Below are 26,064 nucleotides of genomic sequence, written 5' to 3' on the forward strand. Positions count from 1 at the left end.
TCTTTCCTCCTCTACATGTTGATAAAAACATCTACGTTATTAGAAATGATAATCGAGTTGCGTACGAATGATTTTTCTGTCTGATTCGCCATCGGCTGCTGCTACACTTGTACCTTCTTTTACTTTAGCATACATCGTTGACCATTCTACATTCTGCCAAGGAACATAATTTATGCCTACATACCAGCCTTTATTACCATTCGAGTATGAAGGTCCGCGTGTTGTCCATTCATCATCATGACCAAAGTCACCAGTTGCACCCATATCGACATATTTTGCATACATACCGAAGGAACCCACATTACTAGTATTCGTCCCCTTATAATCCAAGCGATAAGCAAAGTCACGGTCAAGATCGCTTTTATCTTTCCAGTAACCGCCGCCTTGATCCGCATTGGTCTTTACATAGGAAGCTGTTGCTGTCAAAGTTGGCGTCAAATGTGCTCGGAGGTCTATCGAATACGCCATATCCGCCCCTGTCCAGTAATCTTCTTTATTATTTACGATTTTAGCATAAGCCACATTGGCATCCACTGTCTTCGTCAGTTTGCCGAATATGTTTCCAGCAGCCATGGTGTACTTGGCGCCATCCCAAGTTGGTGACCAAACGAGTCCACTGATCATCCAATCTTTGCTTACTGGGTGATAGAACGCTGCACCATCGGCTGGATTACCCCATAACAGATTCTGATAACCAATTCCATTCCACTTTCTACCAGCATTGACATACCAGTTGCCTGCAATCGTACCTTCTACCCACACATTGGAAACGGAACCGTTGTGATCCTGGTCATTAGCTGAGTTATCCTTCCCGGCATGTGTATGCGCAACTTTTGACCATTTTCCACCAGTTGCAGTTCCATCTGACACCCATTTATTTTCATAAACAGGCTCACTGGATTTATACTGCGCATTTTTTTCAATAGTAAATCTGGCCCGCCACATATCAGATACTTTCATTTCACCTTCCAAATCCATGTAAAAACGGTTATTATAGTTCATGTTTTTTCCGTCATCACTGCCTGCTTGCACCCTTGTTAAACCAGATATTTTAAATTTATCGACAAGCGCATTTGTAGCATTGACTTTTTTATCTAAAGCATCAACTTTCTTATTGAGTGCTTCAAGTTCATTGCCATATTCTTTTTCTAGCTTTTCCACTAGTGCTTGATCGCCGAGCGAGCCGGATTTTACTTTGTCCATCGCCTTGGCAACAATGGTCGCCATTTCATAACGACTCATCATACGGTTTCCTTCGAACTTACTATCTCCATAACCTTCAATAATACCGTCTTTAGCTAATTCGTCAAGTGCTGCATAACTCCAGTGATTCTTCGGTACATCGGAAAAACTGTCTGCAGATGCCGCAAACGCTGTTGTCGATGCTCCCAATGCCAAAGTAATTGCCAATGTAGTTAAACTTTTTTTCATTTTATGTCAACTTCCTTTACTTTTTTTTAGAGATATAATTCCAATGTTCTAAATGTTCTATAAATTATTTTGTAGCATACTGCCAACCGAAGAAAAACTCTGTTTCGCATCTCTTCTTATAACTTCTCTTGCTGATTCTACAGCATAGCCATCAAACCTATGTATCATTGGTAAATCATTGATTTCGTCACCAATAACATACACCTCTGCATCCTGCCATGCTTTTAGTTCTAATAATTTTTCAATTCCCTTACTTTTGTCGATGCCAATTGGAGTAATATCTACGCTACCACGGTTCTGGCAAGCATACACTGTATCACCAAACAGTAGGTTGATTTGCCGGGCAGCTTCCGCTGCCCCATCCAGACTAGCAAACCCCAATGCAATTTGATGTACCCGACTAAGTTCATTGATTTCAGCAACTTCTATTATCTTTAATAAAAATTGCCATTGTTTTGCCTCACGGACCATCCAAGACCCTTCCCTTTCGCGATAAATACAACTGCTCTCTGCCTGAGAAAATGCAACATGCAGGCTATCTGCCACGCAGGGATGTGTCGCTACTACATAGAGTGCTTGCTCTGGAATCTCAGCTTGATAAAGCACTTTACCATTTTCACCGAAAATGATCGCACCATTATTGCATATTGCAAAATCATAATCTATGCCAAAATATTCTAGCTGTGGAACTAACATGCCGTAATCGCGTCCTGTGACTACGCCAAACTTATTACCAGCTGCCCGCCATAGACGAACCCCCTCTACATTTTCTGGACAAATTCCATTATCGATAAACAGCGTTCCATCAAAATCACTGGCTGCAACCTTCAAAGGGATTCCTCCCTTCGCAGAGATATACCCTAGCTTCATAGGCACGCAGAACCAGATTTGGCGCATCTCTATAATTGCTGATCAGCAGTTTTCCATTGTCTTCAATTTCAGTCAAGTTGCACGCTTTTTCTCGTCCAGAAAAATTACAAAGAATGATCATTTTGTTTTTATCCAACACACGCCTATAAGCAAAAATCTGTTCATCCGCTTCCAACAGTTCTTCATAACTGCCAATGAGCAAGATATCATATTCTTGACGTAGCTTTGCCAGACGGTGATAATACCGCAATACAGAACCTTCATCCTGTAACTCTTGCTTGGCATTTAACTCATCATAATTTTCATTGACCGGCAGCCATGGCTCACCGCTCGTAAAACCAGCGTGTTTTTCACTAGTCCACTGCATAGGCGTTCGCGCATTATCTCTGCTGTAATTCCAGACAAATTCTAGTGCTTGTTGCCTGGAGAATCCCTCCTGCAAAGCAATTTCATATTGTCCTTTAGAAGCGATATCGTCATAACATTCAATGGAAGACAACTTGATATTTGTCATGCCCAGTTCTTCGCCTTCATAGATAAACGGTGTTCCTTTCAAGGTAAATAACACAGTGGCCAATACTTTTGCCACTAGCTTTTGATCTGCATGATATGGAAAAAATTTATTCACTGAGCGCGGCTGGTCATGATTTTCAAAAAATGCTGGATACCAACCGTTTTCTGACGTTGCCCGCTGGCTATTGCTGAGCGCCTTTTTGAGCTTTGTTAACTTCCAGTCAACTGGACGACACCAAAGACTGGATGCTTCCATATCTAGGTCCATATGACTAAACTCAAGTAGCATATCAAAGGCACCATTCCTGCCTACCCATTGTGGCAACTCTTCAGTTGATACGCCATTTGCTTCTGCCACCGTAAATATATCTTTTCCTGCAAAAACCTCCCGCTTAAACTCATGTAAAAATTCCAATATACCGGGCTGATTCGCTGTTGCAACATGCACATTGCTCATACCATCTGGACCATCGGCTGGTAGATCCTTAAATTCTTCCGGCTTCTTGATATAGGTAATCGCATCAATACGGAACCCGCCTACACCCTTATCCAGCCAGAAATTTGCTATCTCATACAACACGTTACGCACTTCAGGATTTTCCCAGTTTAAATCTGGCTGTTCCTTCGCAAAGGTATGTAAATAATACTGTTTAGTAGCTTCATCGAAAGTCCAAGCTGAGCCGCCGAAGATACCTCGCCAGTTTGTCGGTGGCGCCCCGTCTGGTCTGGCATCACGCCATATATACCAGTCACGTTTACAGTTTCCGTGATCTACTCGCGATTCCTTGAACCAGCTGTGCTGATCTGATGTGTGATTGAACACCAAGTCCATGACAATGCGAATACCACGCTTCTTTGCTTCGCCAATGAGCTTCTCCATATCTGTCATTGTGCCATACTCTGGTGCAATGTTTCGATAGTCGGCAATATCATAGCCATTATCAACCATTGGCGATACATACACTGGTGTTAACCAGATTGCGCCTACTCCTAAATCACGAATATAATCCAGTTTTTCCGTTATACCGTTTAAATCCCCGCTACCATCGCCGCTACTATCACAAAAGCTCTTTGGATAAATCTGATATACCAGCGTCTTTTGCCACCATTTTAAATTGTCCATTTTGACTTTCCCCTTCTTAGAATGTTGCAATTACTGTTTCATCGGCTTTTGCTGTCATGCCAGAATATAGCTTCATCAGCGGGTATTCTGAAGAATTTGTAACAGCTAATATAACAATTGAAGAATAGCCTTCCTTCTCAATCAATTTCTTATCAAACTTCACAAGCGTTTCGCCTGCTTTTACTTTCTGTCCTTGTTTTACAAATACATTGAAACCGCGACCTTCCATTTTTACCGTATCAATACCGATATGGATAAGGATTTCGACGCCGCTTGACAAACGCATACCGACTGCGTGACCAGATCCGTCCATTACCATAGTGATTTCACCATCTGCTGGTGCTGTCACTATTTCAGTTTCCGGATATACAGCGATACCGTCACCCATCATTTTTTGTGAAAACATTTCATCTTTAACTTTCGTAATTGGAATGACTTTACCACTGATAAACGCCTTCAATGTTGTAGATTTATCTGTGCCAGATGCAGTTTCTGCGTCTGATGTATCTTGCAATAATGCTTCAAAACGCTCTCTTACCTGTGGTACGGATAAGCCAACAATCACCTGTACCGCATGCCCATTTTTTACAAGTCCATGCGCGCCGGCTTTTGTAAATGTGCTTACTCCTTTGATCAGCGAATCATCTACGACTGTTACGCGAAGACGCGTAGCACAATTTGTTACATCCTTAATATTTTCCTTGCCACCAAGAGCTCCAAGAAATACCGCTGCCTTAATATCGCGTTCATCGACATTAATCATTCCTTCCATCGCTATCTTGGCTTTATACTCAGCTTTGGAATAAAGTTTATCTTCTGCATCATCTTCGGTACGGCCTGGAGTTTTATAATCATTCTTCACAATAAGGTAACGGAACACGAAGAAGTAAATCGCTGTAAAACAAAGACCAACTACGATTTGCATAATATAAGTTGTGGAATGATATTTAAATAATGGAATCCAGTTCTGTACGATGGCATCAATAAGTCCGCCACCGAAAGAACCAACTACACCGAATAAGAAAAATGTTGCAGCAAGTGTTGCAGCAAGTACTGCATGCACTGCAAACAGTACAGGAGCGATGAATAGGAATGTAAATTCAAGCGGTTCTGTAATCCCGCAGATCACTGCCGTAATCGTTGCTGGAATCAACAGCCCGGCAACAGCTTTCTTTTTCGCTGGTTTCGCCGTAGCATAAATAGCAAGTGCAATTCCTGGAACACCAAATATTTTGGAAGAACCATGTAAAGAGAAACCAGCCCCCGGGAACATTTCTTTCAACGATTGGGCTGAAGTCGCAAAATCTTGCAAATGTTGCAACCAATACTGTTGAATTCCACCATCAACAATCGCTGGTCCAAAAATAAATGGCGTGTAAATGAAGTGATGTAGCCCCGTCGGAATTAAAATTCTTTCGCAGAAAGTATACATCCATACGCCAAGCGCATCACTCGCTTTTAAAAATTCCTGAAAAGTTCCAATTGTGTGCTGCACCGATGGCCATACCAAACAGAAAAAATACGCAACTGGCAACATGAAGAAGAATCCGGCTGCAACTACGAGAGACGACCCTTTGAATATGCCAAGATAATCGGGAAGATCTACATCAAAGAGACGATTATGCAGCCATACCGTAATTGCTGAAATCAAGATGGCTCCAAGCATACCAATGTCAAGCGTCTTGATATTCGCAATCATTGCAAGACCTGTGCCGCCACCTGCTTTGAGACTATAATCTACACCGAATGAAGGACCTGCTAGTGTGAGAATCCCTGAAACAAAATAATTGAACACAACATAGATTACAAATGATTCCATACAGGCCCTTGCTTGATTTTTCTTTGCCAGACCAATTGGCAGAGAAATTGCAAATAAAAGTGGCATTTGCGCAAAGACTGTCCAAGATCCCTGTTCAATAACATACCAAACGTTGTACCAGAATGTACCCTTTGTCGCTATACTGCCGACAATATCCGGGTTCTTGAAAATAATGGATAATGACACCATGATACCAAAGAAGGAAAACAGTATAACTGGCGTAAACATTGCTCCGCCGAACCGCTGTACATTTTGCATGACAATGTCCTTGTTGATCGACATAACCCCACCTCCATCAAATAGTGTTCCTTCACTCGCAAGCATTTCTTTAATTTTGAATTTTGCAAATTTTCTTTGCAGATACATAAAATTAATTCTCCTTATTGCAGGAATCTGTAGTACATGGTCTTTTGTCATGACAAACATTTTTTAGCTCAATTTGAAATCTTCTATTTCAAATTGCTTTATAAGATATCTTGGTTTTATCATAGCCCCTTATCACCACACATTCAATAGATTCAAAGCATTACGGCCCTATGACACAAATGTGTACCAAAGTACATTTTGCGTACTTTAGTACATGTATATAAAAATATAAAACTGCCCTAAACTTTCGTCGAAGACAGTCTCATTTTTCTACTTTATTTTATTCTTGCGGTACAACTTATACTTTACATACCATATCTCTATCAGCAGGAAATACGGCAGCATTGACTGATACGGCATCTTGTCCTCATCTGCCTCATAGAGCTGAAACGTCGCCGGTGTAACATATAGATTCTCTGTACTCAGACCCGCCAGTGTATTATCATGTAACCGAGTAATCGATATAAGCGGTACATCCTTGAGCTGCAGCTTCTGCGCAAACTCCACCGCCATCGGCGTCTCACCGCTCAATGAAACAATAATAACCAGATCATCCGGCGTCATCATCTTGGCCAACGAATGAAACTCCTCCTGCCCTCGCACCTCGTAGATCAATACATCATCAAAAAAGAAAAGCCTCTTTATCTCCTGTACAACATTGCTCTGTACGTACCCCGAGGCATAAGCAAATACCCGCTTGGCACCGTACATGAGCCTGCTGGCACCATCAAAATTGCGTTTAACGATTTCCTTCCAGCTATGCTGATAAAAGCTTGTTATAGCCTCAAGCACATCCTTCTCATCACCAATGTTTCGTTCCTCTTCCATCTTCAATACAGCCTTCAGGTCGCCGAATCCGTCAAACGAAAGTTTCTTGGCAAACCGTACCACGGTCGTACTCGATACGCAGCATTCCTTGGCTAAATCATGGATCGACATATGCCGGCATCTTTGCTTATGATTAAAAATATACTTCCATATCCCCATATCAGTCTGGTTCAAAGACGCTTTACGCTTATTAATCATTTCTTCTAATTTCATCTTCAAGCTCCTATTTTGCAAACAATTGCATTAGTCAAAATCCATTTTCGCTTCTATCCTTTTATTTCTCCGACAGGAATGACTTTCCACATACACTACATATTCCCGGAAAATTGCAGATAAGTAACCTTTTCTTGAATCGATTTTTGCAATTGTTCAAGGCTCGAAAAAATTGAATTGCTCCAGTCATGTATATATTCCCTTTTTATTACATGATTCCTCCCAGAAGATTTAAGCCAGTTTACAAATTTATCTCCCGATACCTAACATCATTTGTTATCGTTTTGATTAATACGCCTAATTCTGTTGATTAAAATACAAAGCTCCTGCAAGGCTAGGCTGCCTTGCAGGAGTTTGTCTTTACTTCTTGTTTACTATAGGAATTTGCTTTTTTGCTACTACTTTCCTAATACTATAAATTAGACTTAGCATACTCACCCCCTTGTATTGTCTCTCAAAGCTAACTATTAGACATATAATGAATAATACACTATTGACTCTTATATACCATATTATATATTGACTAATAGAAAGGAGGAAGACTTGTGCTCAAGAACACTTATTATTCATCTAAAAACAATTATGCATGTCCGTCCTCATGCACGCCTGATATGGATGAGTGTCCAAATCATCCTGACTTATATTTGCTTAGAGATGCTGCAGCGGATGAACGGGGAGCAATTGCAGATTATTTGACCTGTGCAGTAGACACTTGTTTAGAAATTTTCCTGGACGTAGCCAAAGATGAAATGCAACATTTTGTAGAAACCATGAGACTTATATCCTTATTCGATCCTATACAGGCTCAAAGGCTTCAAGAAGAAGACCTTGGAGTATTAACGATGGAGAGAACTATCCGTAAACCAAAATGGGTCCCCTCAAAAATTACCCAATATGACCAAGACGTGCAGGTAACTCCCCCTAATAAAAAAGACCTACCCGCAATACGTTGCCTTACCAAAGCAATACAAGATGAACTTCATGCAATAAATAAGTATCAGAAATATATGAACCAAGCTGATGACCCTCGCGTAATGGAACATTTTTGTAAACTCATGAATGAAGAAAAGGAACACGTCGCAGAATTTACTGCTGCATTATTTAAAATAACTCATGAACCGCTGCAAGAGGAAAATGATTGAATTTGAAAAGAAGTGAAGTATCTTAAAGAATAAGACACTTCACTTCTTTTAGGAAAGGATATTCGTATTGAGAGACTCCCAGCCACGACCTTGAAAATCCGATCATTTAAATACTATGAAGTTAAATTTAACTATTTATTTCCATCATTTCTATAAGCAGTACTTTCATACTCCATAATATCAATCGTATGTAAAACGACTTTTTCACCAAATATCCTTAACACAATGTGTAACGCTGCATCGATACCAGCAGAGATTCCCGCAGAAGTGACGATCTTCCCAGTATCAACATAGCGACTCTTCTGAACGACATTAATAGATAAATCGATTTCAGATAGTTTGTCATAAAAGTAATGATGGGTAGTAGCCGCCAAGCCTTTAAGCAAACCTGCCTTGGCAAGCAACATCGCCCCATTGCATACAGAAAAAGTGATTTCTGTATGCCGATTTTGGCTTTCAATCCATTTCGAGATTGCATCATTGGAAATAAGCTCCGGTCGAATATCACCTCCAGGTATCACTAGTACATCTGTCTGTGGGCAATCAGAAAAATCGTAATCGGCTTTTACGATCAGTCCATTGCTAGTGCGAATCTCTCCCTTTTGTGCACTCACTGTAAAAACATCAAAATACTGTTGTGGTGCCATAAGATTTGCAGCTGTAAATACTTCATATGGCCCAGCAAAATCCATTAATTCTACACCATTAAATAAGAAAATACCTACCCTTTTAATTAGTCCCATTGTAACCTCCCGAATCTCGTTTTTAATCTCGTGCACGTGATACTTCTATTACAACATGCAAACTGGTCTTAGAAAAGGTCCAGATTTCATTCTCTTAACATAGCCAGTTTTAGAATGTTTACAATGTCCTTACTACAGAATCGCGGGGACGATCCTTTGACTAGCAAAAAAATAAAGCCATGATAATCATGGCACAAATTCAAAATCGTCTATTCTCTTATGGGGTGAATCCCTAAACTATTCAGATAGTAAAATAGCTGGTTTGCCGTATTAGATTGTACCACCAAGTTCTCTTATTTGTTGTTTCGCTTTTTCAATATTAGGGTCAGCAGAAGGTGCATAGCGTATAAATAAGTTATAAGCCTCTAACGCCTCGGAGTTATGTCCTGATTTTTTACAAATCGTTGCCTTATTAAAATAAGAATCCGCATCTTGTGGATTTAATTCAATGGCTTTCGTATAGTCCACTAGCGCTAAGTCGGATTTACCTTTATTATCATAAATAACTCCACGATTCGCATAAGCATCAGCACCCTGTGGATTTAATTCAATGGCCTTGGTATAATCTAGAATCGCTAGGTCATATTCGCCTTTGTTATCGTAAATAACGCCTCGATTAGTATAACTATCGGCATCTAGCGGATCTAACTCAATTGCTTTTGTATAATCCATAATCGCTAGATCATATTCGCCTTTAATATCATAAATAACCCCACGATTAATGAAAGCATCCGGATCTTGTGGGTTTAACTCAATCGCCTTAGTATACGCGAAAAGGGCATTATCATAATCCTCTTTAATGTCATAATCATACCCTTTATTAAACCATTGAATAGCAGTTAAAGAATGCTCATCTTCATTCGCAATCATATCAATATACTCCTTTTCCTATATAAAATATTTACTTAAAGTATATCATCTACACATTAATAGAGCCAGCTTATACCAATACGAAATAAGATCCCCATAGCTACCATGTAGCAACATTAACACATACATTATTATTGACCAGTAATAAATTTTCACTCGGTAGCAATTTGCTTAATTTTAATATTGGTCGATACTTAGCAAAAAACAAATTCCTGCAAGGCTGGGCTGCTTTGCAGGAGTTTGTCGTTATATTATTATTTATTCATAAGACGACTATTCAATACCTATGTTCTCTACTGCTTTGTAGCCTCTTATCATGGCTTCTTTATTTAGCTCCACAATCTGAGGTTTAGAGGCGAACTTTTTAGCAAAAGCAGTAACAGCCGCTTCCATTTCGACGGCATGCGTAGCGGCTAGCAGGGCTCCTAAAGCAACCACATTGATCACCTTAGGGCTGCCTAGTTCTGTCGCAATGTCATTTATCGGTACATTATAAACATGAATATCAGAACGCTGAACAGGTTTATCAATGAGTGAACTATTGATAATGAGAACTCCCTTGCTCTGTACTGTTTGCTCAAATCGATCAAGAGAGGGTAAATTTAAAACCACTGCGGCCGTCGGCTCAGTAACCATCGGCGCACCTATGGATCTTTCATCAATAATGACGGAGCAATTTGCGGTCCCCCCCCTCATTTCAGGACCATAAGAAGGCATCCAAGACACGTGCTTGCCTTCCAGCATCCCTGCATAAGTTAACAACTGGCCCATAACCATAACCCCTTGACCGCCAAATCCTGAAATAATAATCTCGTGTCGCATCTTCTCACCCCTGAATATTTTTATAAACATTGAGCGGAAATTGTGGAATCATATTTTCTTTCAGCCATTTTTTTGCTTCTATCGGGGATTTACCCCAGTTAGTTGGGCAAGTAGCCAAAACCTCTACCATGGCAAACCCTTCTCCGCGAATTTGTACTTGGAAGGCCGTTTTAATTGCAGTCTTAGCCTTCGCCATATTGGCAGGATCATTGACACAAACACGGGCAATAAACTTTGCCCCATCAAGAGTTGCCAGCATTTCTGACAAACGTATGGGCCAACCAGCCGAGGAGCTTTGGCGTCCATAAGGGCTGGTAGCCGTTACTTGATCTACTAATGTAGTCGGTGCCAATTGACCACCGGTCATGCCATAAATAGCATTATTCACAAATATTGCTGTTATTCTCTCGCCCCGGGCAGCCGCATGGACCATTTCTGCTGTGCCAATGGCTGCAGCATCACCGTCTCCTTGGTAAGTAAACACGACTTTATCTGGATGTACCCGTTTTATCCCAGTGGCCACTGCTGGCGCGCGGCCATGAGCCGCTTGCTGGGTGTCCACATTAAAATAGTTATATGCCAAAACCGAACATCCTACTGGTACCACACCGATTGCTGTCTTCTGTATTTCTAGTTCATCAATCACCTCAGCTACCAAGCGGTGAATGATTCCGTGCTGGCAACCTGGGCAATAATGAGTTGCTACATCAACTAGGGAATCAGGTCTTGCAAACAACTTTTCCACCATGTTATTTGCCCCCTTTGGTCTCAAATATTTTGATTATCTGCTCATAAATTTCTTTGGGGCTCATTATCATACCACCGGTGCGGCCATAAAAATGAACCGGTTTAGCACATTGAATCGCAAGACTTACATCTTCCACCATTTGTCCGGCGCTAAGTTCAACCGTTAGAACAGCAATTGCTTTTCTTACAGCATTCGCTAACGCAGCCTTAGGAAAGGGCCACAAGGTGATAGGTCGGAATAAACCTACTTTTAGACCCTCCGATCTAGCCATTTCTACAGCTGTAAACGCAATGCGAGAGGCGATTCCGTAAGCAACAAGTATTAGCTCAGCATCTTCAGTATGAATTTCTTCCCAACGAGTTTCTTTTTCTTGGAGTAAGGCATACTTCTTTTGCAGTCTATTGTTGGCCTGCTCCAGCATTTCTGGCTTTAATTGTAGGGTATTGATGATGTTAGGTTCACTCCGTTCACCCATGCCAGTTGTCGCCCACGGTTTTTCCACTGCTATTACAGGCATGTCATGAAAGCTGGCCGGTTCCATCATTTGCCCTAGAGCACCATCGCCTAAGATCATTACTGGATTTAAATATTGGTCTGCCAAATTAAAAGCGTGTATTGTTAGCTCAGCCATTTCCTGCACACTGTTAGGAGCTACTACAATTACATGGTAGTCTCCATGGCCACCACCTTTGGTAGCTTGGAAATAATCCGCCTGCCCAGGTTGTATGCCACCTAATCCTGGACCGCCTCTCATAATATTAACAATTACACAAGGTAACTCCGCAGCCGCAATATAGGAAATCCCTTCCTGCTTAAGGCTCATTCCAGGACTGGATGAAGAAGTCATTACTCTGCCACCGGCACCAGCGGCACCATATACCATATTAATTGCTGCAATTTCACTTTCTGCCTGTAAAAAAGTACCGCCAACTTCAGGCAAACGCTTGGCCATATATTCAATCAACTCCGACTGGGGGGTAATCGGGTATCCAAAGTAATATTTGCAACCCGCAACTACCGCAGCCTCACCAATCGCTTCGTTGCCTTTCATTAATATTTTTTCGGCCATCTTTTCTCACTCCAATCTACTTGTAAATTTCAATGACTACGTCTGGACAAGCTTTTGCGCACAAAGCACATCCAATACATTTGAGATTATCGGGACAGGTGGCCGGCTGGTAGCCCTTGCTGTTAAATGTATCAGACATAACAATAATCTTTTGCGGACAAGCATCACGACAAAGTTCACAGCCCTTACAGCGTTCTTCTCGAAACACCGGTTTTGGCACAATACATTCCCCCTAATCACTTTTTAAAATTATTTATAAATGCAGTTTATTGGTTCTGCGCCATATCCCTAGTCTCTCAGCACCACGTATCAGTTCTTCACGAAACCCTGGATGAGCAATGTTAATCAACCTTTCTGCTCTCTCCCAGGTAGATCGCCCTGCTAAATCAGCAATACCCCACTCTGTTACAAAATAGTGGGCCTGGGTACGAGGATTTGTCACAATCGAACTCTCTGGTAAACTTGGCAAGACACGCGACCTCGTTAGTCCCGTTTTTTTATCTTTAAAGGTGGACGTAAAGCAAATGAAGCTTTTTCCTCCTGATGATAAATAACCCCCAGTTAAAAAATCCAATTGCCCTCCGGTACCGCTAATCTGACGGCTACCAGACGTTTCCGAGGTAACTTGACCAAATATATCAATTTCAACACAATTATTGATTGTTACCAAATTATCAATTTGCGCCATAACATGGGGATCATTGGTGTAATCAATCGGGTAAGAGGAGAGCTTAGGGTTGCCCTTAACCCAGTCATACAGCTCTTTACTACCAGCGCAAAACGAGAACACACCTTGACCCTTGTTACTATTTTTTAGTTGATTTGTTATTTTACCAGCCCGACTCATCATCATATAAGCATCGACCAACATCTCTGTATGTAAGCCCAAATTCTTTAAATCGGATCCCGCAATCATTGTCCCCACTGCATTAGGCAGCGCGCCAACCCCCAGTTGAATTGTCGCGCCATCACCTATTTCCCCCATGATATATTGAGCAATCTTCTCATCAGTCTCCGAGGCCTTTACAGGGTTAATAACTGGCAATTCCGGATTATCACCTTCAACGATGTAATCCACTTCACTGATATGGATCGAATTTTCCCGCCCACCTGCAACAATCGGAAGTTTTTCATTGATTTCAAGAATTATGGTTTTGGCTTGATCCGTTAGTGCTTTGGTTGCGGAATTTGTCAGAGAAAAATTAAAGTAACCATCTGCGTCCATTGGTGGAACAGTAAACATCGCCACGTCTACTTCCAAACTTTTGCGATAAAACAGTGGCAAGTTACGGTATATCATCGGGATATAATTGCAAAGCCCTTGTGCATTTAACTGCCGCTCATAACCACTAAAGTGCCAGCTGTTATAGCAAAAATGTTCTCTGGTAGGATCTAGTTCAACAATTCTTAAAGGACTTAGTATTAATCCGCCCCTAACCTTAACATCCCAAAGTTCATCCTTACGCGCCGCCAAGGCCTTATCCAATAAGATAGGCTGGGCCAATGCAAAATTGTAATCAACCCAATCGCCAGATTTGACGATCTTTACTGCTTGTTCCGCCGAAACAAGCTTGGTTTTATATTCTTGTGTGGGAACCATGAATGACCCTCCCATAGGAAACTTCATCTATTACTTTGCCTTCAGATATGTCTTTTTCACTTGGCGCATAACCCTTATTCGCTCTTCGGCTAGAGTATTAGCAGCTTTATAAGTCGGAACATTATCTCTTTGGGATATGGCAATGACTTTTTTTACATTTTCATAAATGGTTTCCACTTTACGAATCGCCCGTTCCCGATTATACCCACCTTCCAGCAGTTCATCACATACGTTTATTACCCCACCGGCATTGATGATAAAGTCAGGAGCATAAAGAATTCCCATTCTTTGTAGAACATCTCCATGACGCTCTTCTTTTAGCTGATTATTCGCAGCCCCAGCGATAATACGACAATTCAGTCTTGGGATTGTATTATCATTGATAATAGCCCCTAAGGCACATGGTGAAAAAATATCACAGTTAACATCATAGATTGCTTCTGGCTTAACAGCGGTGGCACTAAAATCTTTTACTACCCGCATTACATTGTCTTCGCTAATATCAGTGACATAAAGAATAGCTCCCTCATCATGTAACAGTTTGCAAAGAGCATATCCGACGTGACCTAACCCTTGTACTGCAATCACTTTTCTCGAAAGAGAATCACTTCCCCATACAGCATTAGCACATGCCTTGATACCTTTCCATGTGCCATAAGCCGTCATCGGTGAAGGATCACCGCTCGAGCCGGCAACTGAGCCCAAGCCTGCCACGTTATGGGTTTCCATACGAATATAATCCATATCTTCAACACAGGTACCAACATCTTCTGCTGTAATATAACGCCCGCCTAACCCCTCTACATATCGTCCAAAGGCTCGGAACAAGGCTTCACTTTTGTCCTTTTTAGAGTCACCGATAATGACTGCTTTGGCACCACCAATATTGAGTCCCGCCGCTGCATTTTTATATGTCATTCCCCGCGCTAGACGCAAAGCGTCCATAATAGCCTCTTCTTCGCTGGCATAATTCCACATTCTCGTGCCACCTAATGCCGGGCCAAGAGTCGTATCATGAACACAAATAATAGCTTTTAGTCCGGAAGCAGGATCATGACACAATAGCAATTGTTCATACTCGTTTTTCTCAAGATATTCAAAGATCTCCATTAATATCCCCCTCTTTATTAAACCAGTTTTTTCCTCTACTACTATTGATTGCAATAAATATGCCAGTCCTTACGCTCAATGTAAATAACATTGAATACAAAAAACACCTGCAAAAGTTTGCAGGTGTTGAAGAAATTTGCATTCTATTTGTGCAATATTTTTCAAAATTAATTATCCAGAAGCAATGTTATATTTCTTAATTTTATAGTAAAGATTACGCAGAGATATGCCTAATTGTTTAGCAGTATTCTCCCTGCAGCCTCTATTTGCCGCTAGTGCCGCGACTACTGCCTCATGCTCAGCCCTTTCCAGCGCCTCAGCTAGGGTACTGGTATTCACTGTTGATATTTTAGCCATGTCACAACTCCCAGCCAAAGGTAATAAGGGTGGCAAATGGGAAAATAACATGGTACTTTCACTAAACCGCATGTTAATCATGCCACGGGCTAAAACATTTTCTAGTTCACGAATATTCCCCGGCCAAAGATAGCTGCTTAGAATCCGTAAAGCTTCGTTTGATACCGATTGTACATTACGTCCATATTCTTGATTTAGTTTTTTAAGTAAAAAATCTACTAAGTGGGGCATCTCATCCAACCTTTGACGCAATGGCGGAATAGCGATAGGAAAAATATTAAGACGGTAGTATAAATCTTCCCGGAATAAACCCCTTTTTACATCAAGGAACAAATCACGATTCGTAGCAGCAATAACACGTATTTGGACAGGTATGGGCTTGACTCCGCCAACCCGCACAATTTCCTTTTCTTGCAATACTCTGAGTAGCTTAACTTGCACCGCCAATGAAATTTCTCCGATTTCATCTAAAAGAATGCTGCCACCGTCGGCTTCTTCAAATAGACCCTTTTTACCACCTTTACGACCACCAGTAAAGGCACCTTCTTCATAGCCAAACAATTCACTTTCCAGTAGTGATTCGGTAAGAGCAGCACAATTGACTCGTACGAAAAGGTTATTTTTACGTTGACTAGCATGGTGAATGGCATGGGCAAAAAGTTCCTTGCCTGTCCCAGTTTCACCAGTTAACAAGACGGTCACCGGCGTATTAGCAGCCCTCCGGGCTAATTCGACCGTATTTAACATGGCTGAGCCTTGAGCTACAATGTCATCAAAGGTATAACGACTTTGAATTTTGCGGATAAGACATTTCATCCGTCCTAATTCTTCGTTTAGTTGCCGTATTTCCGAAACATCATGCACAACGGCTACACTGCCTTGTAATTCGCCATTTATAATGAGGGGAGCAGCATTAACAATGACCTCTTTACTTTGAGGTCCTACTTGCAAGGGAACACCACGCACAGGTACTAAGGTCTTCATTACCTTAATATGCATACTTTCGCCTTCACAAATATCAATCGTTGGAGATTTCCCCAACACCTCGTCCTTACTCAGACCAATAAGACTTGTATAGGCCGGATTGACTAGAATGATTTTCCCATTTCGATCCACAACCGAAATAGCATCTTGCGAGGATTCAATAATTGATTCTAATAGTATTTTCATTTCTTTTATACTAGTAATTTCTCCCGATAAATTGATTATATCGGTAATATCCCGGAAGACAGCTACAGCCCCGATAATCTTATTGTCACTATCACGTACTGGCATACGATTGGTTACAATTCGCAAATGACCAATCGTTTGTTGTTGGTTAAGTTCAGAAATACCCGAACTGAGCACTAAAGGTAAACGAGTACCAGGAACCACCTCACTTACCGGCCTTCCTAGCATGTCCTCAGCTTTAACCATCAAAAGCCGTTCGGCAGCACAATTAAACAAGCTAATAATTCCATGTTCATCCACCGCAATCATGGCATCATAGGTAGAATTTAAGAATACTTCCAGCTTCCGGTCATGGGGATCCCATGCAACATAATCCTGTTTTTTTTGAGGTGTATACACAGATCTCTTTTCCTGGCTCATCGCTGCGCCTCCCATATCAAGTCCACGCATAATTTCCTTACTATTTTTTATAAAATAGCTCCTAAAATAATCATATTCTAGGAGCTACATAACTAGAACAAAATCGGTTTTAGCAGTGGAACTCTCAAAGCCCTTTAAACTATACAAAGCAAAAAAACATGAAATTTTGGGCTTCAGAATTAGTCTTAAACCAAATACGAAATTTATCTTAAATAGAAAACCCAGCATTAAAATGCTGGGTTACTTAATTTATTGTTTTGCTGTTTCACAGGTAATCTTTGCGACTATTTTTATTGGTAGTTTGACTTCTTCTGATTTTGCCGGGTTCGATACTTCTATTTCCCCAATTATGTTCTCGACCATAGTTCCATTTTGAATAAGACCGTTACTCTTATTAATATTAAAACTTCCCACACAGTCACCACTTAAATTTATATTAGACTTTACGCCCATAAACTCTACCCCCTGACTATCTGGCGTAGTAGTTATCCTTGCCTGCAGGTCAGCAGATAGGAGCCCATTTTTTTCCCCTAATAGCTTCCATGTACTCGTCATTGTCATAGGATAAACCGCTTTTATTTCGTAAGTACTCTCCCATGAATCACCAATCTGGATGCTTTTCTCAGGATAGTAACCCATTGAGCTTTTGAGCATTGTTTTGATAGCATCATCGCCAAAGCTCTGAACTACTATTTTTCTAAACGCTTTCTTTTGTTCTTCATTTCCTGGCATGCTATCTGCCATTCCATTTAGGATGTCATTAGCCCCATTGATTTCTAATAAATGTCCTTTTTTATCTAATTTAACAGTAAAACCCTTCCCAATCATACTGCTATATATGGCACTCAACGGAGTTTGGGGGTTACTCTGACTTGAATCGTACTCCATTTTCTGTCCCGCAGCTTCTGAAGAAACTTTGATAGAATCATACTTATAATATATGGTTGCATTTTTATCTTTATCGACATCTTGCACATTCAAAGTATAATTCATATCTACGATCTGCTTTAATTGTACTTCCCTATTGTTTACACTCATATTTGTTTCAATGTTATTTACTATATGAACATTGTACTTGTCGCCTGTATGTACATTAAGATTTAATTCAAAAGCATCTGCAAATCCACAGGCTAGAAACGTCAATAATACCGTACAGAATATTGTTAGCCAATTTTTCAACTTCATTTTTCCCTCCAAAATATACATTTATTATCCGCAGTCTACTATCCTTTAACTACCTACACGAGCACAAGAACTACCCCTTAAATCGTTGAATTACGTCTCTACATCAGGCTGTTTCTTATTTTTCACGCCACTTGGTACGTGCCCTGTAGGAACAACCTTCGAAGCATTAAGGCAATATGTATGCTGATCATCAAAAAAGATATGAGGGTTAAAACTTTCTAAAATAGCAGCCTTATCCAATCCACCTAAGAAAAATGCTTCATCAACACCAATCCCCCATGCTCGCAATGTTTTTATTGCTCTTTTATGTGCTGGTGCACTACGAGCCGTCACCAATGCTGTTCTTATTGGTTTCTGGCTTTCATTTTTATAAGTTTTTTGTAAATTGTGTAATGCCGCTAAAAACATTTTAAAAGGACCAGGAGCTAAAGGTACTTCACACTTTTCACTCTCATTCCTTTGAAACTCAATTAATCCCATGTCTTGATATATTTTCTCAGCTTCATCACTAAAAATAACAGCATCACCATCAAAAGCTATTCTAATTTCTTCCAAATCATCATTACCCTCGGAATAAATTCCCTCATAAATCGTAGCACTGGCGTATCCGTTTTCCAGCGCGAGCATTACATCCTCTGGATTAGCAGATAAAAACAAATCTGTCTTAAATGCTTGTAGATATTTATAAGGTGATCTCCCTCTAGAAAATGCTGCTCGAGTAATTTTTAGACCATGTTTTTCAATCGAATTAAATACCCTTAGCCCGGTATTAGGGTCATTCTTAGAAATCAAAATTATTTCTACCATAGTATCTTGGGTTATAGGATTACGAAGCTCTAATAATTTTTTTATCAATGGAAATGCTACGCCACACTGTAGTAATTCATTTTCGTGTTCTATCTGATATTTGGTATACTCTTCCTCTCCCTTTTCTTCAAAAATCTTATTGCTTGCAGCTAAATCAAAAAGAGCACGGGAAGATATAGCAATTACCAGTTTTCCCTCTAATGTAATAGACACAGCAATCCTCCTTGAATCTAAATTTTTTGTTAACTACAGAATCAAAGGGACTGTTCTACTAAGTCAAATCCCTTTTCTTGTCATATACCATCAATATTTGTATCCTATTTACCATTAAAATACAAAACTCCTGCAAGGCTAGACTACTTTACAGGAGTTTGTCGTATATATTTTTCTTTGATCAGCACTTCTTATTCGAAATCTACAATGGCTCATTTAGCAAAACAAAGAGCTTTTCCGTTGTCTTATGTTGGCATGTCTTAAGATCGCATTTACTTATAGATCTTTCTAGTTGTTTATAAATCAAGATTAACTATAGTTCTACCCTGGAGTTTCCCTTGTAGAATTAAGTCAATTTTTTTATTTAAATTATCTAAAGATACTTCTTCTACATTTTGTTCTAAGTTATGAGGCTTCCATTCATTAGCTAACAAAGACCAAATCTCTAACCTTAAATCCATAGGACACATTACTGAATCTACTCCATATAGAGTGATCCCCCTTAAAATAAAAGGATAGACAGAGGTTAATAGTTCAGGAGAGGCTACATTTCCGCAACATGTTACACTTCCTCCATAGTTAGTAGCTTTTAGCGCAGTTGCTAACATATTTCCACCTACTGTATCGATTACACCAGCCCAATTTCCCTTTAAGAGTATTTTACCAGATTTGTCATCTAGTTCTTCTCTGAGAATAATATCTTTGGCTCCTATTTGTAATAACATATCCTTTGCGTCAGGCTTTCCTGTAGCTGCAATGACACTATAACCAAGCTTATGAAGAATACCCACAGCAATACTACCTACGCCACCTGTTGCTCCTGTTACTAAGATATTACCAGCCGATGGTGTAACACCCCCATGTATCAATTTATAAACAGAGAGAGCAGCAGTGAAACCAGCGGTACCATATATCATAGTTTCTTGTAGCGAAAGATTCGTGGGTAATTTAACAACCCAGTCAGCAGGGACCTGAATATACTGACCATACCCCCCAGATGTATTCATCCCTAGATCATATCCTGTAACGAGTACTTTATCTCCAGCATGAAACTTTTCATTTTTGCTTTCGGCAATAATACCTGCAGCATCTATTCCTGGAGTATGAGGATACTTCCTCGTTACTCCTTTATTGCCAGAAGAAGAAAGAGCATCTTTATAATTTAAAGAAGAATACTTTACATTGATTAAAACATCACCATCAGGAAGAGTGCTGACCTCTCTATTGACAATTTTTCTTGAGAATTGATTGTCATCCCCCTCTGTGACTACTAGCGCTTTAAATTGAGTTATAGACATACATCCACATTCCTTTCGGCAAATAGTTTGATACAAAACTATTATACCACGCAATAGTTTTGCGTCAAACTATATTGATTATTTAAAGATTATTGTATTGACATGAAGTTTTACGTAAAACTATAATTAACTAGTTATAAAATATAGGCTTACGAGTCATGATGAGGTTGCTAAGATGAAGGATAAATACATAGTCTACTTTATAAGTAGAACGAAGAACAAAATGTTACATTTTATTGAGGAACAATTACAGGAAAATCAATTGGATGATTTAATTCCTTCTCATGGAAATATTCTTACAGCACTTTATGAGAATCATGGCAAACTAACCATGAAACAAATTGCCAAAATAATCGGCAAGGATAAATCAACGATAACACCACTAGTCAACAAACTATTAGATTTGGGTTATATCACAAAAGAGAAAAATGAAATAGATAAAAGAGTCACTTATATTATACTTACTGAAAGAGGAAAGCAAATAGAAGCAAAGTTTAATGCTATTTCAAGAGAGGTATCTGTGACGGCTTATAAAGGTTTTTCGGCAGAGGAAAAGGAAGTCTTTCTACGATTACTCAAGAAATTAAATAACAATTTTGATTACAATTAGAGGATGTTAACTTATGGTAATCGTTGTAAAAAAAATAAAATGACGGTAAACAGTATCCTATATTTATATTTTGTTTACTAAAATATAAAACTCCTAGAAGGCTAAGCTGCCTTGGAGGAGCTTATAATTATTCTTTTGGGTTCTCATTGTCTTCATTTGAGAGCTTCATAACTGGTTGTAACTTTGGCAATAAAGAGGCACGACTTGATTCTTTCACATGCTTCTGTTCTATATTTGCTAACCAAATAACCACAGCCCTCACAAAGGAGGTAATGATCACTCCAAGAATAAACGAGTAAACATAGTTCCATTTTCCAAGCCATAAAACTTGAGACCATACATAAAATGGATGAGCAATAAAGGCAAAAAAAACTGTCCCTAAGGTATTCCATATTGCGAAACTTCGCCAGGAGTCAGTGTACTGATATATAAGTAAATGGACTATGGGATGGACTGTATAAGTAAAGGGAAAAAGACTAGGTACAAATGGTAAAAAATGTGTCTTGTATTCCCATAAACCAACATTAGTTCCAATTACATCAATATAGCCGAAGGCTACCGAAAGAAGTGCTCCATAAAGGATAATTTCTCTCAGCCTGCTTTTATCAATCAATAAGAACAACGCAATGTAGATAAGAAACATACTTCCCAGAATTACAAACCAGCTGAACGAGAAAAGTTCCTCTGATAACCAGCGTGTAAATAAAAGATTCCATAGATCAGCTGCTACATTGGTAATCTCTTCAAAACTTGACACGAATTCCCCTCCAAAACACGAATTATCTATAGTAGTTTCTCGTATTGATCGGTATTTATTCATAGAGAGGTTTCCAGATACCATTAAAATACAAAACTCCTGCAATGCTAAGTGCGTCGCAGGAGTTTGTCGTATATTTTGTTTTTGATCAGCTCTTTTTATTCAGTAGATGATTGGGATTAAGGAATACTAGCCAGTATTCTTTGCATGATGGGTCGCCAATACTGGGTGTCACTATCCGCGCACATATAGCCGAACATCTTAAGTCCATCGGCTCCCGGGATTATTGTCATATCCATATTCGCTACAATGCCAGCACCAGGTATGCCTAACTTCACTGTGGTTGTGGCACACTCTCTTCCACCGATCATCACTCGCCTGGCCTTTTCTGTCGACAAAACATCATTGCTTTTGCTGATCTTTTCCTCAATAACTCGATTTAAAAGCACGTCCGTTTTTATTATATCCCCAAACTCATTAGAGGACATATTACTGATCGGCATTAGTATAGCCCCTCGCCAAACTGCACCGTCCTTAGCCCTGAAGCTATAGTTTATTTGTCCCTTCTTATCATGACCTTCCGTCATAACAATGTCTTGTCCAAGTTCCACCTGACCGATACCTAAAATTACTACCGGATTGGCTGCAACTGGCCCACAGATCAGTAACATCAGACAGATTACTAATATTATCTTTCGCATAGTATCACATCCCTCATAGTTATGGAGTATCCCAGTAAAAAATATTCAATGGTTAATTTCACCATCAGAGGACACCAATCAGCAACAAAAAATCACCTATTACTATATCGACAAAAGGGACGCGCCTCTAAAGCGAACTAGTAATAATTTTTCGGCTAATTATTTTTTGATAGGCAACAACATCAAGTAGTTGCCCGAATTTTTGTCCTACTTCTTTGTAGTGGGCGCATTTGATATAGCCATTTTTTTCAAAAAATCTGATGCTTTTTTCATTTTCCCCGCATATTGTGGCTACCAGCACATGCATTTTATATTTTCTAGCGTAATCTTCAACATGTTTTATCGCCATACTGCCAATACCTTTCCCTATAAAATTTGGTTTTAAATAAATTGTAACTTCGGCAGTATCGTCATAGGCTTCTCTTTTTTTGTGCTGGGTGATAAGAACATAACCACAAACCTCATTTTTTTCACACATTACAAATGTCTTATATTTCTCGTTATTAAAGAAAACTATTTCCCGCATTTCTTCCCGCGTCAACAGCCGCGAATGAAACGTCGCGGTAGTATTGAGGATATAGTGGGTATAAATTTGTAGCACCTCATCAAGATATTCTTCTTTCATTTCATAAAGATATTTCCCCATCTCAAACTTCCTCCTTTGAGCTACTCCCATCTTTTTATCTCAAAAGATATCTCTATTCTATTTACCATTAAAATACAAAACTCCTGCAAGGCTAAGCTGCTTTGCAGGAGTTTGTAATATATAAGGTTCTTTAAATTTTCTAAGAAGAGACCCCTTCATAGTTTTTCTTTATACTGACTTGATGATCTTAGTCGAAATTAGTATTGTATTAAATGCGGTTCTAACGATTTTATAATCATTTCCTTAATTGTATCTAACATAGCAAATCTCTTTCTATAGAGATTTCGTTTATGACGTTTAACTTCCTCTAATCTTTTTCGCGGCTCAGTTATCGGGATTTCATAAAAACGCGGATCACCGCATTTCCCCCCACCTATTTCTTCCCAAAAATTATCTAGCGATGTTTTCAGTTTTCGATCAATGCGAATATGATTATTGGCATAAAATCCATAATTAGATACTGCATAAATTCGATCAATTCCTATCTGACCAACAACTACACGCAATGCCTGAATTATAAAATTTTTAGGCCGAAGCCCGTAAAAATGTTTTGTCAGATCTCGCGCAATATCTAATCCACCCGTCGAACCCTGTATAGCGCCGATCCTCAGTCCCCTTTCGCCACTCTCGTCTAAGGCAACCCAAAAGATTATCTGATAAATCATTCTTTCTCCAATTTTAAGTGTAATTCCCATTAACCCTTCTTTTTTATGCCAATCATTAAATTGCAACTTCAATGATAAAGTTTCATCCCTATAATTGTCACGCCATAGCGTAATGCCTTCTCCAAGATATAGATGTCGCAACGCCGCGTACGTAAATTTATCCTCAAGGAAGAAAAAGTGTTCTTTTATTAAGGCCCTTCTTTCGGAAAAGGTAGAGTGGCGATAAAAAATACAGCGCGTTACTTGCTCAAAAATAAATGGGTTGATTGTAATGATATCCCGCCGCATGGAATTTAGCTGGAAAAAACTCCTTATGTCCTGCATTTGCTTATGATTCAATAGAGATCTGACAATAAATACCACCGTGCGCCGATAATCACTAAACGTATTGTTATTATAAATCTTTGCACCTAACTGAGCATAGACTTGCATGAATTGCCTCCTCTTTTTTATTTAAATAATCATTACTTTATAAACAGCCTCTTCTAACTATAGTGGTTACTTTACTATTTACCCTTCCTTACTCTATATAACTGCTTTCACTCAAATAATCTCTTATTAAAAGATCATTTTTCCTAACTCAGTATAGCAACTCAAACTGAAAATTTGATGAAAGCATACTGTAGACACTCACAGGGACGATTCTTTTGAGGTATTTCATATTTTTTCACGTACATCATACATAATTAGTCTTTTCTTTCAAACAGTATCCTATATTTCTATTCCATTTACTAAAATATAAAACTCCTACGAAACTTGAACTGAATCAGCTTTACCGGATAATGACAAATGACTTTGATGGGTTTGCTGCTTGATTACATGCAGGATTTATAATATTGATTTCGAAAGTAATAAGTAAATCTATCCTACAATAAGGAGAATAACAATTATGAATTTAAATCTAAATTGTATACTCTGCAATCTTAAACAAGTTTTAGCAGTAACAGATTTGGTTAACTTAGACTCTGATAGCAAAGAAGTAATTATGCGTGACGTTCTTGGGTATTTACAAAATACTAATTATAAAAGATCTAACCCTGAGGTTATCAAGGGTACTTGGGATATTATTACTAAACACATTGCTAATACAAATCCTTATAGAGAAATCAAAAATCACTACAATAGTGAAGTCATGAAAATTGCCGATAAAATACGAAACTTAATCAATCAATCGGAAGATAAGTTTAATACTGCGTTAAAAATTGCCATCACTGCGAACCTGATCGACTTTGCTGCTAGCCATACTTTTGATGAAAAAATGCTACTTAAAAAAATAAATATCATCAATGAGCAATTTATGCCCATTGATGATAGTAAAAAACTATATGAAAAATTACAAACAGCAGAAACACTTCTCTACTTAGGGGATAACTGTGGCGAAATAGTAATTGATAAGATTTTTATTGAATACATAACTGCAATCTTTCCAAACATAAAAGTTTATTACGGCGTTAGAGGAGAGGCGATTGTCAATGACGTTACAGTAGAGGATGCAGATATGGTACAAATGCAAGAGGTGGCCGAAGTAATTAGTAATGGTGATGGATCACTCGGTACCGTAATTGAAAAAACAAGTACGGTTTTCAGAGACGTTTTTTATAAAGCGGATGTGGTAATTGCTAAAGGTCAAGGAAATTATGAAAGCTTGAGTGATATCGATCGCAATCATATATTCTTTCTTTTTATGGCCAAATGTGATGCTGTAGCAAGTTCATTACACGTAGCGAATCTATCAATTCTTTGCTCTGAATATCAGTACAAAAGATAAGTCAAGGCTGGGATTTCAAATCCCCGTCATATTTATTAATTGGTCAGTAGCTAGGCACGATCTGCCTTCAAAAATAATCCTTGCAGAATTGTATAGTTCGGGATCTCTATCAGTTAGGATTTGATCCAGTAGTAACAACAAATGATATGGCAGGTTGGTATGCCGGCAAGGTCTCTTCAGATGTAGCTACAGAGCAGGAA

General features: G+C 39.3%; 24 protein-coding genes. 3 read left to right on the top strand and 21 right to left on the bottom strand.

Annotation, left to right across the window (positions count from 1 at the left end; genetic code table 11):
- Window positions 1-39: 39 nt before the first annotated feature.
- The 5 genes from UFO1_RS17815 to UFO1_RS17835 form a co-directional block, all read right to left on the bottom strand.
- Window positions 40-1,392, bottom strand: a complete 1,353-nt coding sequence (locus tag UFO1_RS17815) for an S-layer homology domain-containing protein (RefSeq protein ID WP_236639240.1) — start codon at window positions 1,390-1,392, stop codon at window positions 40-42.
- A 96-nt stretch (window positions 1,393-1,488) separates the two neighbouring features.
- Window positions 1,489-2,262 carry an HAD-IIB family hydrolase gene (locus tag UFO1_RS17820; protein ID WP_038673048.1) on the bottom strand — a complete coding sequence of 258 codons (774 nt, stop codon included), beginning with the start codon at window positions 2,260-2,262 and terminating at the stop codon, window positions 1,489-1,491.
- Window positions 2,243-3,937, bottom strand: a complete 1,695-nt coding sequence (locus tag UFO1_RS17825; RefSeq protein WP_038673051.1) for an alpha-glucosidase — start codon at window positions 3,935-3,937, stop codon at window positions 2,243-2,245. The genes UFO1_RS17820 and UFO1_RS17825 overlap by 20 nt, the downstream gene beginning before the upstream one ends.
- Window positions 3,938-3,953: 16 nt before the next feature.
- Window positions 3,954-6,038, bottom strand: coding sequence for an alpha-glucoside-specific PTS transporter subunit IIBC (locus UFO1_RS17830; protein WP_038675377.1), 2,085 nt, complete (start codon window positions 6,036-6,038; stop codon window positions 3,954-3,956).
- Between the two features lie 354 nt (window positions 6,039-6,392).
- Window positions 6,393-7,163, bottom strand: coding sequence for a MurR/RpiR family transcriptional regulator (locus UFO1_RS17835; RefSeq protein WP_038673053.1), 771 nt, complete (start codon window positions 7,161-7,163; stop codon window positions 6,393-6,395).
- Between the two features lie 545 nt (window positions 7,164-7,708).
- On the opposite strand from UFO1_RS17835, the gene UFO1_RS17840 reads away from it, so the two are divergent.
- On the top strand, window positions 7,709-8,305 hold the full coding sequence (locus UFO1_RS17840) for a ferritin-like domain-containing protein (protein WP_038673056.1): 597 nt from the start codon (window positions 7,709-7,711) through the stop codon (window positions 8,303-8,305).
- 131 nt (window positions 8,306-8,436) lie between these two features.
- On the opposite strand, the gene UFO1_RS17845 is transcribed toward UFO1_RS17840, so the two are convergent.
- The 12 genes from UFO1_RS17845 to UFO1_RS17900 form a co-directional block, all read right to left on the bottom strand.
- Window positions 8,437-9,048, bottom strand: a complete 612-nt coding sequence (locus UFO1_RS17845) for a DJ-1/PfpI family protein (RefSeq protein ID WP_038673058.1) — start codon at window positions 9,046-9,048, stop codon at window positions 8,437-8,439.
- Window positions 9,049-9,318: 270 nt separating this feature from the next.
- Complete coding sequence (locus UFO1_RS17850) at window positions 9,319-9,918, bottom strand: tetratricopeptide repeat protein (protein WP_038673061.1); 600 nt, start codon at window positions 9,916-9,918, stop codon at window positions 9,319-9,321.
- A gap of 273 nt (window positions 9,919-10,191) precedes the next feature.
- Window positions 10,192-10,740 carry a 2-oxoacid:acceptor oxidoreductase family protein gene (locus UFO1_RS17855; RefSeq protein WP_038673063.1) on the bottom strand — a complete coding sequence of 183 codons (549 nt, stop codon included), beginning with the start codon at window positions 10,738-10,740 and terminating at the stop codon, window positions 10,192-10,194.
- 4 nt (window positions 10,741-10,744) lie between these two features.
- Window positions 10,745-11,488: a thiamine pyrophosphate-dependent enzyme gene (locus UFO1_RS17860; protein WP_038673065.1), complete on the bottom strand. Its 744-nt coding sequence runs from the start codon at window positions 11,486-11,488 to the stop codon at window positions 10,745-10,747.
- Window position 11,489: 1 nt separating this feature from the next.
- Window positions 11,490-12,557: a 3-methyl-2-oxobutanoate dehydrogenase subunit VorB gene (locus tag UFO1_RS17865; RefSeq protein ID WP_038673066.1), complete on the bottom strand. Its 1,068-nt coding sequence runs from the start codon at window positions 12,555-12,557 to the stop codon at window positions 11,490-11,492.
- A 16-nt stretch (window positions 12,558-12,573) separates the two neighbouring features.
- Complete coding sequence (locus UFO1_RS17870) at window positions 12,574-12,777, bottom strand: 4Fe-4S binding protein (RefSeq protein ID WP_038673068.1); 204 nt, start codon at window positions 12,775-12,777, stop codon at window positions 12,574-12,576.
- A gap of 33 nt (window positions 12,778-12,810) precedes the next feature.
- Window positions 12,811-14,157: an acetyl-CoA hydrolase/transferase family protein gene (locus UFO1_RS17875; protein WP_038673071.1), complete on the bottom strand. Its 1,347-nt coding sequence runs from the start codon at window positions 14,155-14,157 to the stop codon at window positions 12,811-12,813.
- 30 nt (window positions 14,158-14,187) lie between these two features.
- Window positions 14,188-15,267 carry a Glu/Leu/Phe/Val dehydrogenase gene (locus UFO1_RS17880; protein ID WP_038673073.1) on the bottom strand — a complete coding sequence of 360 codons (1,080 nt, stop codon included), beginning with the start codon at window positions 15,265-15,267 and terminating at the stop codon, window positions 14,188-14,190.
- 171 nt (window positions 15,268-15,438) lie between these two features.
- The gene (locus UFO1_RS17885) at window positions 15,439-17,214 is read right to left on the bottom strand and encodes a sigma-54-dependent Fis family transcriptional regulator (RefSeq protein WP_051788996.1); all 1,776 of its coding nucleotides are present in this window, start codon (window positions 17,212-17,214) and stop codon (window positions 15,439-15,441) included.
- Window positions 17,215-17,463: 249 nt separating this feature from the next.
- The gene (locus tag UFO1_RS17890; RefSeq protein WP_038673075.1) at window positions 17,464-18,399 is read right to left on the bottom strand and encodes a DUF6263 family protein; all 936 of its coding nucleotides are present in this window, start codon (window positions 18,397-18,399) and stop codon (window positions 17,464-17,466) included.
- Window positions 18,400-18,489: 90 nt separating this feature from the next.
- Window positions 18,490-19,419, bottom strand: a complete 930-nt coding sequence (locus UFO1_RS17895; RefSeq protein WP_038673077.1) for a 5'-nucleotidase — start codon at window positions 19,417-19,419, stop codon at window positions 18,490-18,492.
- A 296-nt stretch (window positions 19,420-19,715) separates the two neighbouring features.
- Window positions 19,716-20,717, bottom strand: coding sequence for a YhdH/YhfP family quinone oxidoreductase (locus tag UFO1_RS17900; RefSeq protein WP_038673079.1), 1,002 nt, complete (start codon window positions 20,715-20,717; stop codon window positions 19,716-19,718).
- A 175-nt stretch (window positions 20,718-20,892) separates the two neighbouring features.
- On the opposite strand from UFO1_RS17900, the gene UFO1_RS17905 reads away from it, so the two are divergent.
- A complete protein-coding gene (locus tag UFO1_RS17905) occupies window positions 20,893-21,327 on the top strand; it encodes a MarR family winged helix-turn-helix transcriptional regulator (RefSeq protein ID WP_038673081.1) in 435 nt (144 codons plus the stop codon).
- 127 nt (window positions 21,328-21,454) lie between these two features.
- Here UFO1_RS17905 and UFO1_RS17910 read toward each other — a convergent pair whose 3' ends face one another.
- The 4 genes from UFO1_RS17910 to UFO1_RS17925 form a co-directional block, all read right to left on the bottom strand.
- Entirely contained in the window at window positions 21,455-22,084 is a 630-nt protein-coding gene (locus UFO1_RS17910; RefSeq protein WP_038673083.1) for a CBO0543 family protein, read from the bottom strand.
- Between the two features lie 179 nt (window positions 22,085-22,263).
- Entirely contained in the window at window positions 22,264-22,785 is a 522-nt protein-coding gene (locus UFO1_RS17915; RefSeq protein WP_038673085.1) for a hypothetical protein, read from the bottom strand.
- 127 nt (window positions 22,786-22,912) lie between these two features.
- Window positions 22,913-23,431, bottom strand: a complete 519-nt coding sequence (locus tag UFO1_RS17920) for a GNAT family N-acetyltransferase (protein ID WP_038673087.1) — start codon at window positions 23,429-23,431, stop codon at window positions 22,913-22,915.
- Window positions 23,432-23,628: 197 nt separating this feature from the next.
- A complete protein-coding gene (locus UFO1_RS17925) occupies window positions 23,629-24,528 on the bottom strand; it encodes a DUF535 family protein (protein WP_038673090.1) in 900 nt (299 codons plus the stop codon).
- 457 nt (window positions 24,529-24,985) lie between these two features.
- Between UFO1_RS17925 and UFO1_RS17930 the strand changes: the two genes are divergently transcribed.
- The gene (locus UFO1_RS17930; RefSeq protein WP_038673092.1) at window positions 24,986-25,864 is read left to right on the top strand and encodes a DUF89 domain-containing protein; all 879 of its coding nucleotides are present in this window, start codon (window positions 24,986-24,988) and stop codon (window positions 25,862-25,864) included.
- Window positions 25,865-26,064: the final 200 nt, after the last annotated feature.

The sequence above is a fragment of the Pelosinus sp. UFO1 genome (assembly GCF_000725345.1).
Classification (GTDB): Bacteria; Bacillota; Negativicutes; order DSM-13327; family DSM-13327; genus Pelosinus.

Bases quoted from the DNA above. Each gene is read 5' to 3' on its own strand.
- UFO1_RS17905 (WP_038673081.1), top strand. From the start codon at position 20,893: ATGAAGGATAAATACATAGTCTACTTTATAAGTAGAACGAAGAACAAA.
- UFO1_RS17835 (WP_038673053.1), bottom strand. From the start codon at position 7,163: ATGAAATTAGAAGAAATGATTAATAAGCGTAAAGCGTCTTTGAACCAG.
- UFO1_RS17845 (WP_038673058.1), bottom strand. From the start codon at position 9,048: ATGGGACTAATTAAAAGGGTAGGTATTTTCTTATTTAATGGTGTAGAA.
- UFO1_RS17825 (WP_038673051.1), bottom strand. From the start codon at position 3,937: ATGGACAATTTAAAATGGTGGCAAAAGACGCTGGTATATCAGATTTAT.
- UFO1_RS17920 (WP_038673087.1), bottom strand. From the start codon at position 23,431: ATGGGGAAATATCTTTATGAAATGAAAGAAGAATATCTTGATGAGGTG.
- UFO1_RS17890 (WP_038673075.1), bottom strand. From the start codon at position 18,399: ATGAAGTTGAAAAATTGGCTAACAATATTCTGTACGGTATTATTGACG.
- UFO1_RS17850 (WP_038673061.1), bottom strand. From the start codon at position 9,918: ATGATTGCGAATGAAGATGAGCATTCTTTAACTGCTATTCAATGGTTT.
- UFO1_RS17865 (WP_038673066.1), bottom strand. From the start codon at position 12,557: ATGGCCGAAAAAATATTAATGAAAGGCAACGAAGCGATTGGTGAGGCT.
- UFO1_RS17925 (WP_038673090.1), bottom strand. From the start codon at position 24,528: ATGCAAGTCTATGCTCAGTTAGGTGCAAAGATTTATAATAACAATACG.
- UFO1_RS17930 (WP_038673092.1), top strand. From the start codon at position 24,986: ATGAATTTAAATCTAAATTGTATACTCTGCAATCTTAAACAAGTTTTA.
- UFO1_RS17900 (WP_038673079.1), bottom strand. From the start codon at position 20,717: ATGTCTATAACTCAATTTAAAGCGCTAGTAGTCACAGAGGGGGATGAC.
- UFO1_RS17880 (WP_038673073.1), bottom strand. From the start codon at position 15,267: ATGGAGATCTTTGAATATCTTGAGAAAAACGAGTATGAACAATTGCTA.
- UFO1_RS17915 (WP_038673085.1), bottom strand. From the start codon at position 22,785: ATGCGAAAGATAATATTAGTAATCTGTCTGATGTTACTGATCTGTGGG.
- UFO1_RS17860 (WP_038673065.1), bottom strand. From the start codon at position 11,488: ATGGTGGAAAAGTTGTTTGCAAGACCTGATTCCCTAGTTGATGTAGCA.
- UFO1_RS17830 (WP_038675377.1), bottom strand. From the start codon at position 6,038: ATGTCGATCAACAAGGACATTGTCATGCAAAATGTACAGCGGTTCGGC.
- UFO1_RS17855 (WP_038673063.1), bottom strand. From the start codon at position 10,740: ATGCGACACGAGATTATTATTTCAGGATTTGGCGGTCAAGGGGTTATG.
- UFO1_RS17885 (WP_051788996.1), bottom strand. From the start codon at position 17,214: ATGAGCCAGGAAAAGAGATCTGTGTATACACCTCAAAAAAAACAGGAT.
- UFO1_RS17875 (WP_038673071.1), bottom strand. From the start codon at position 14,157: ATGGTTCCCACACAAGAATATAAAACCAAGCTTGTTTCGGCGGAACAA.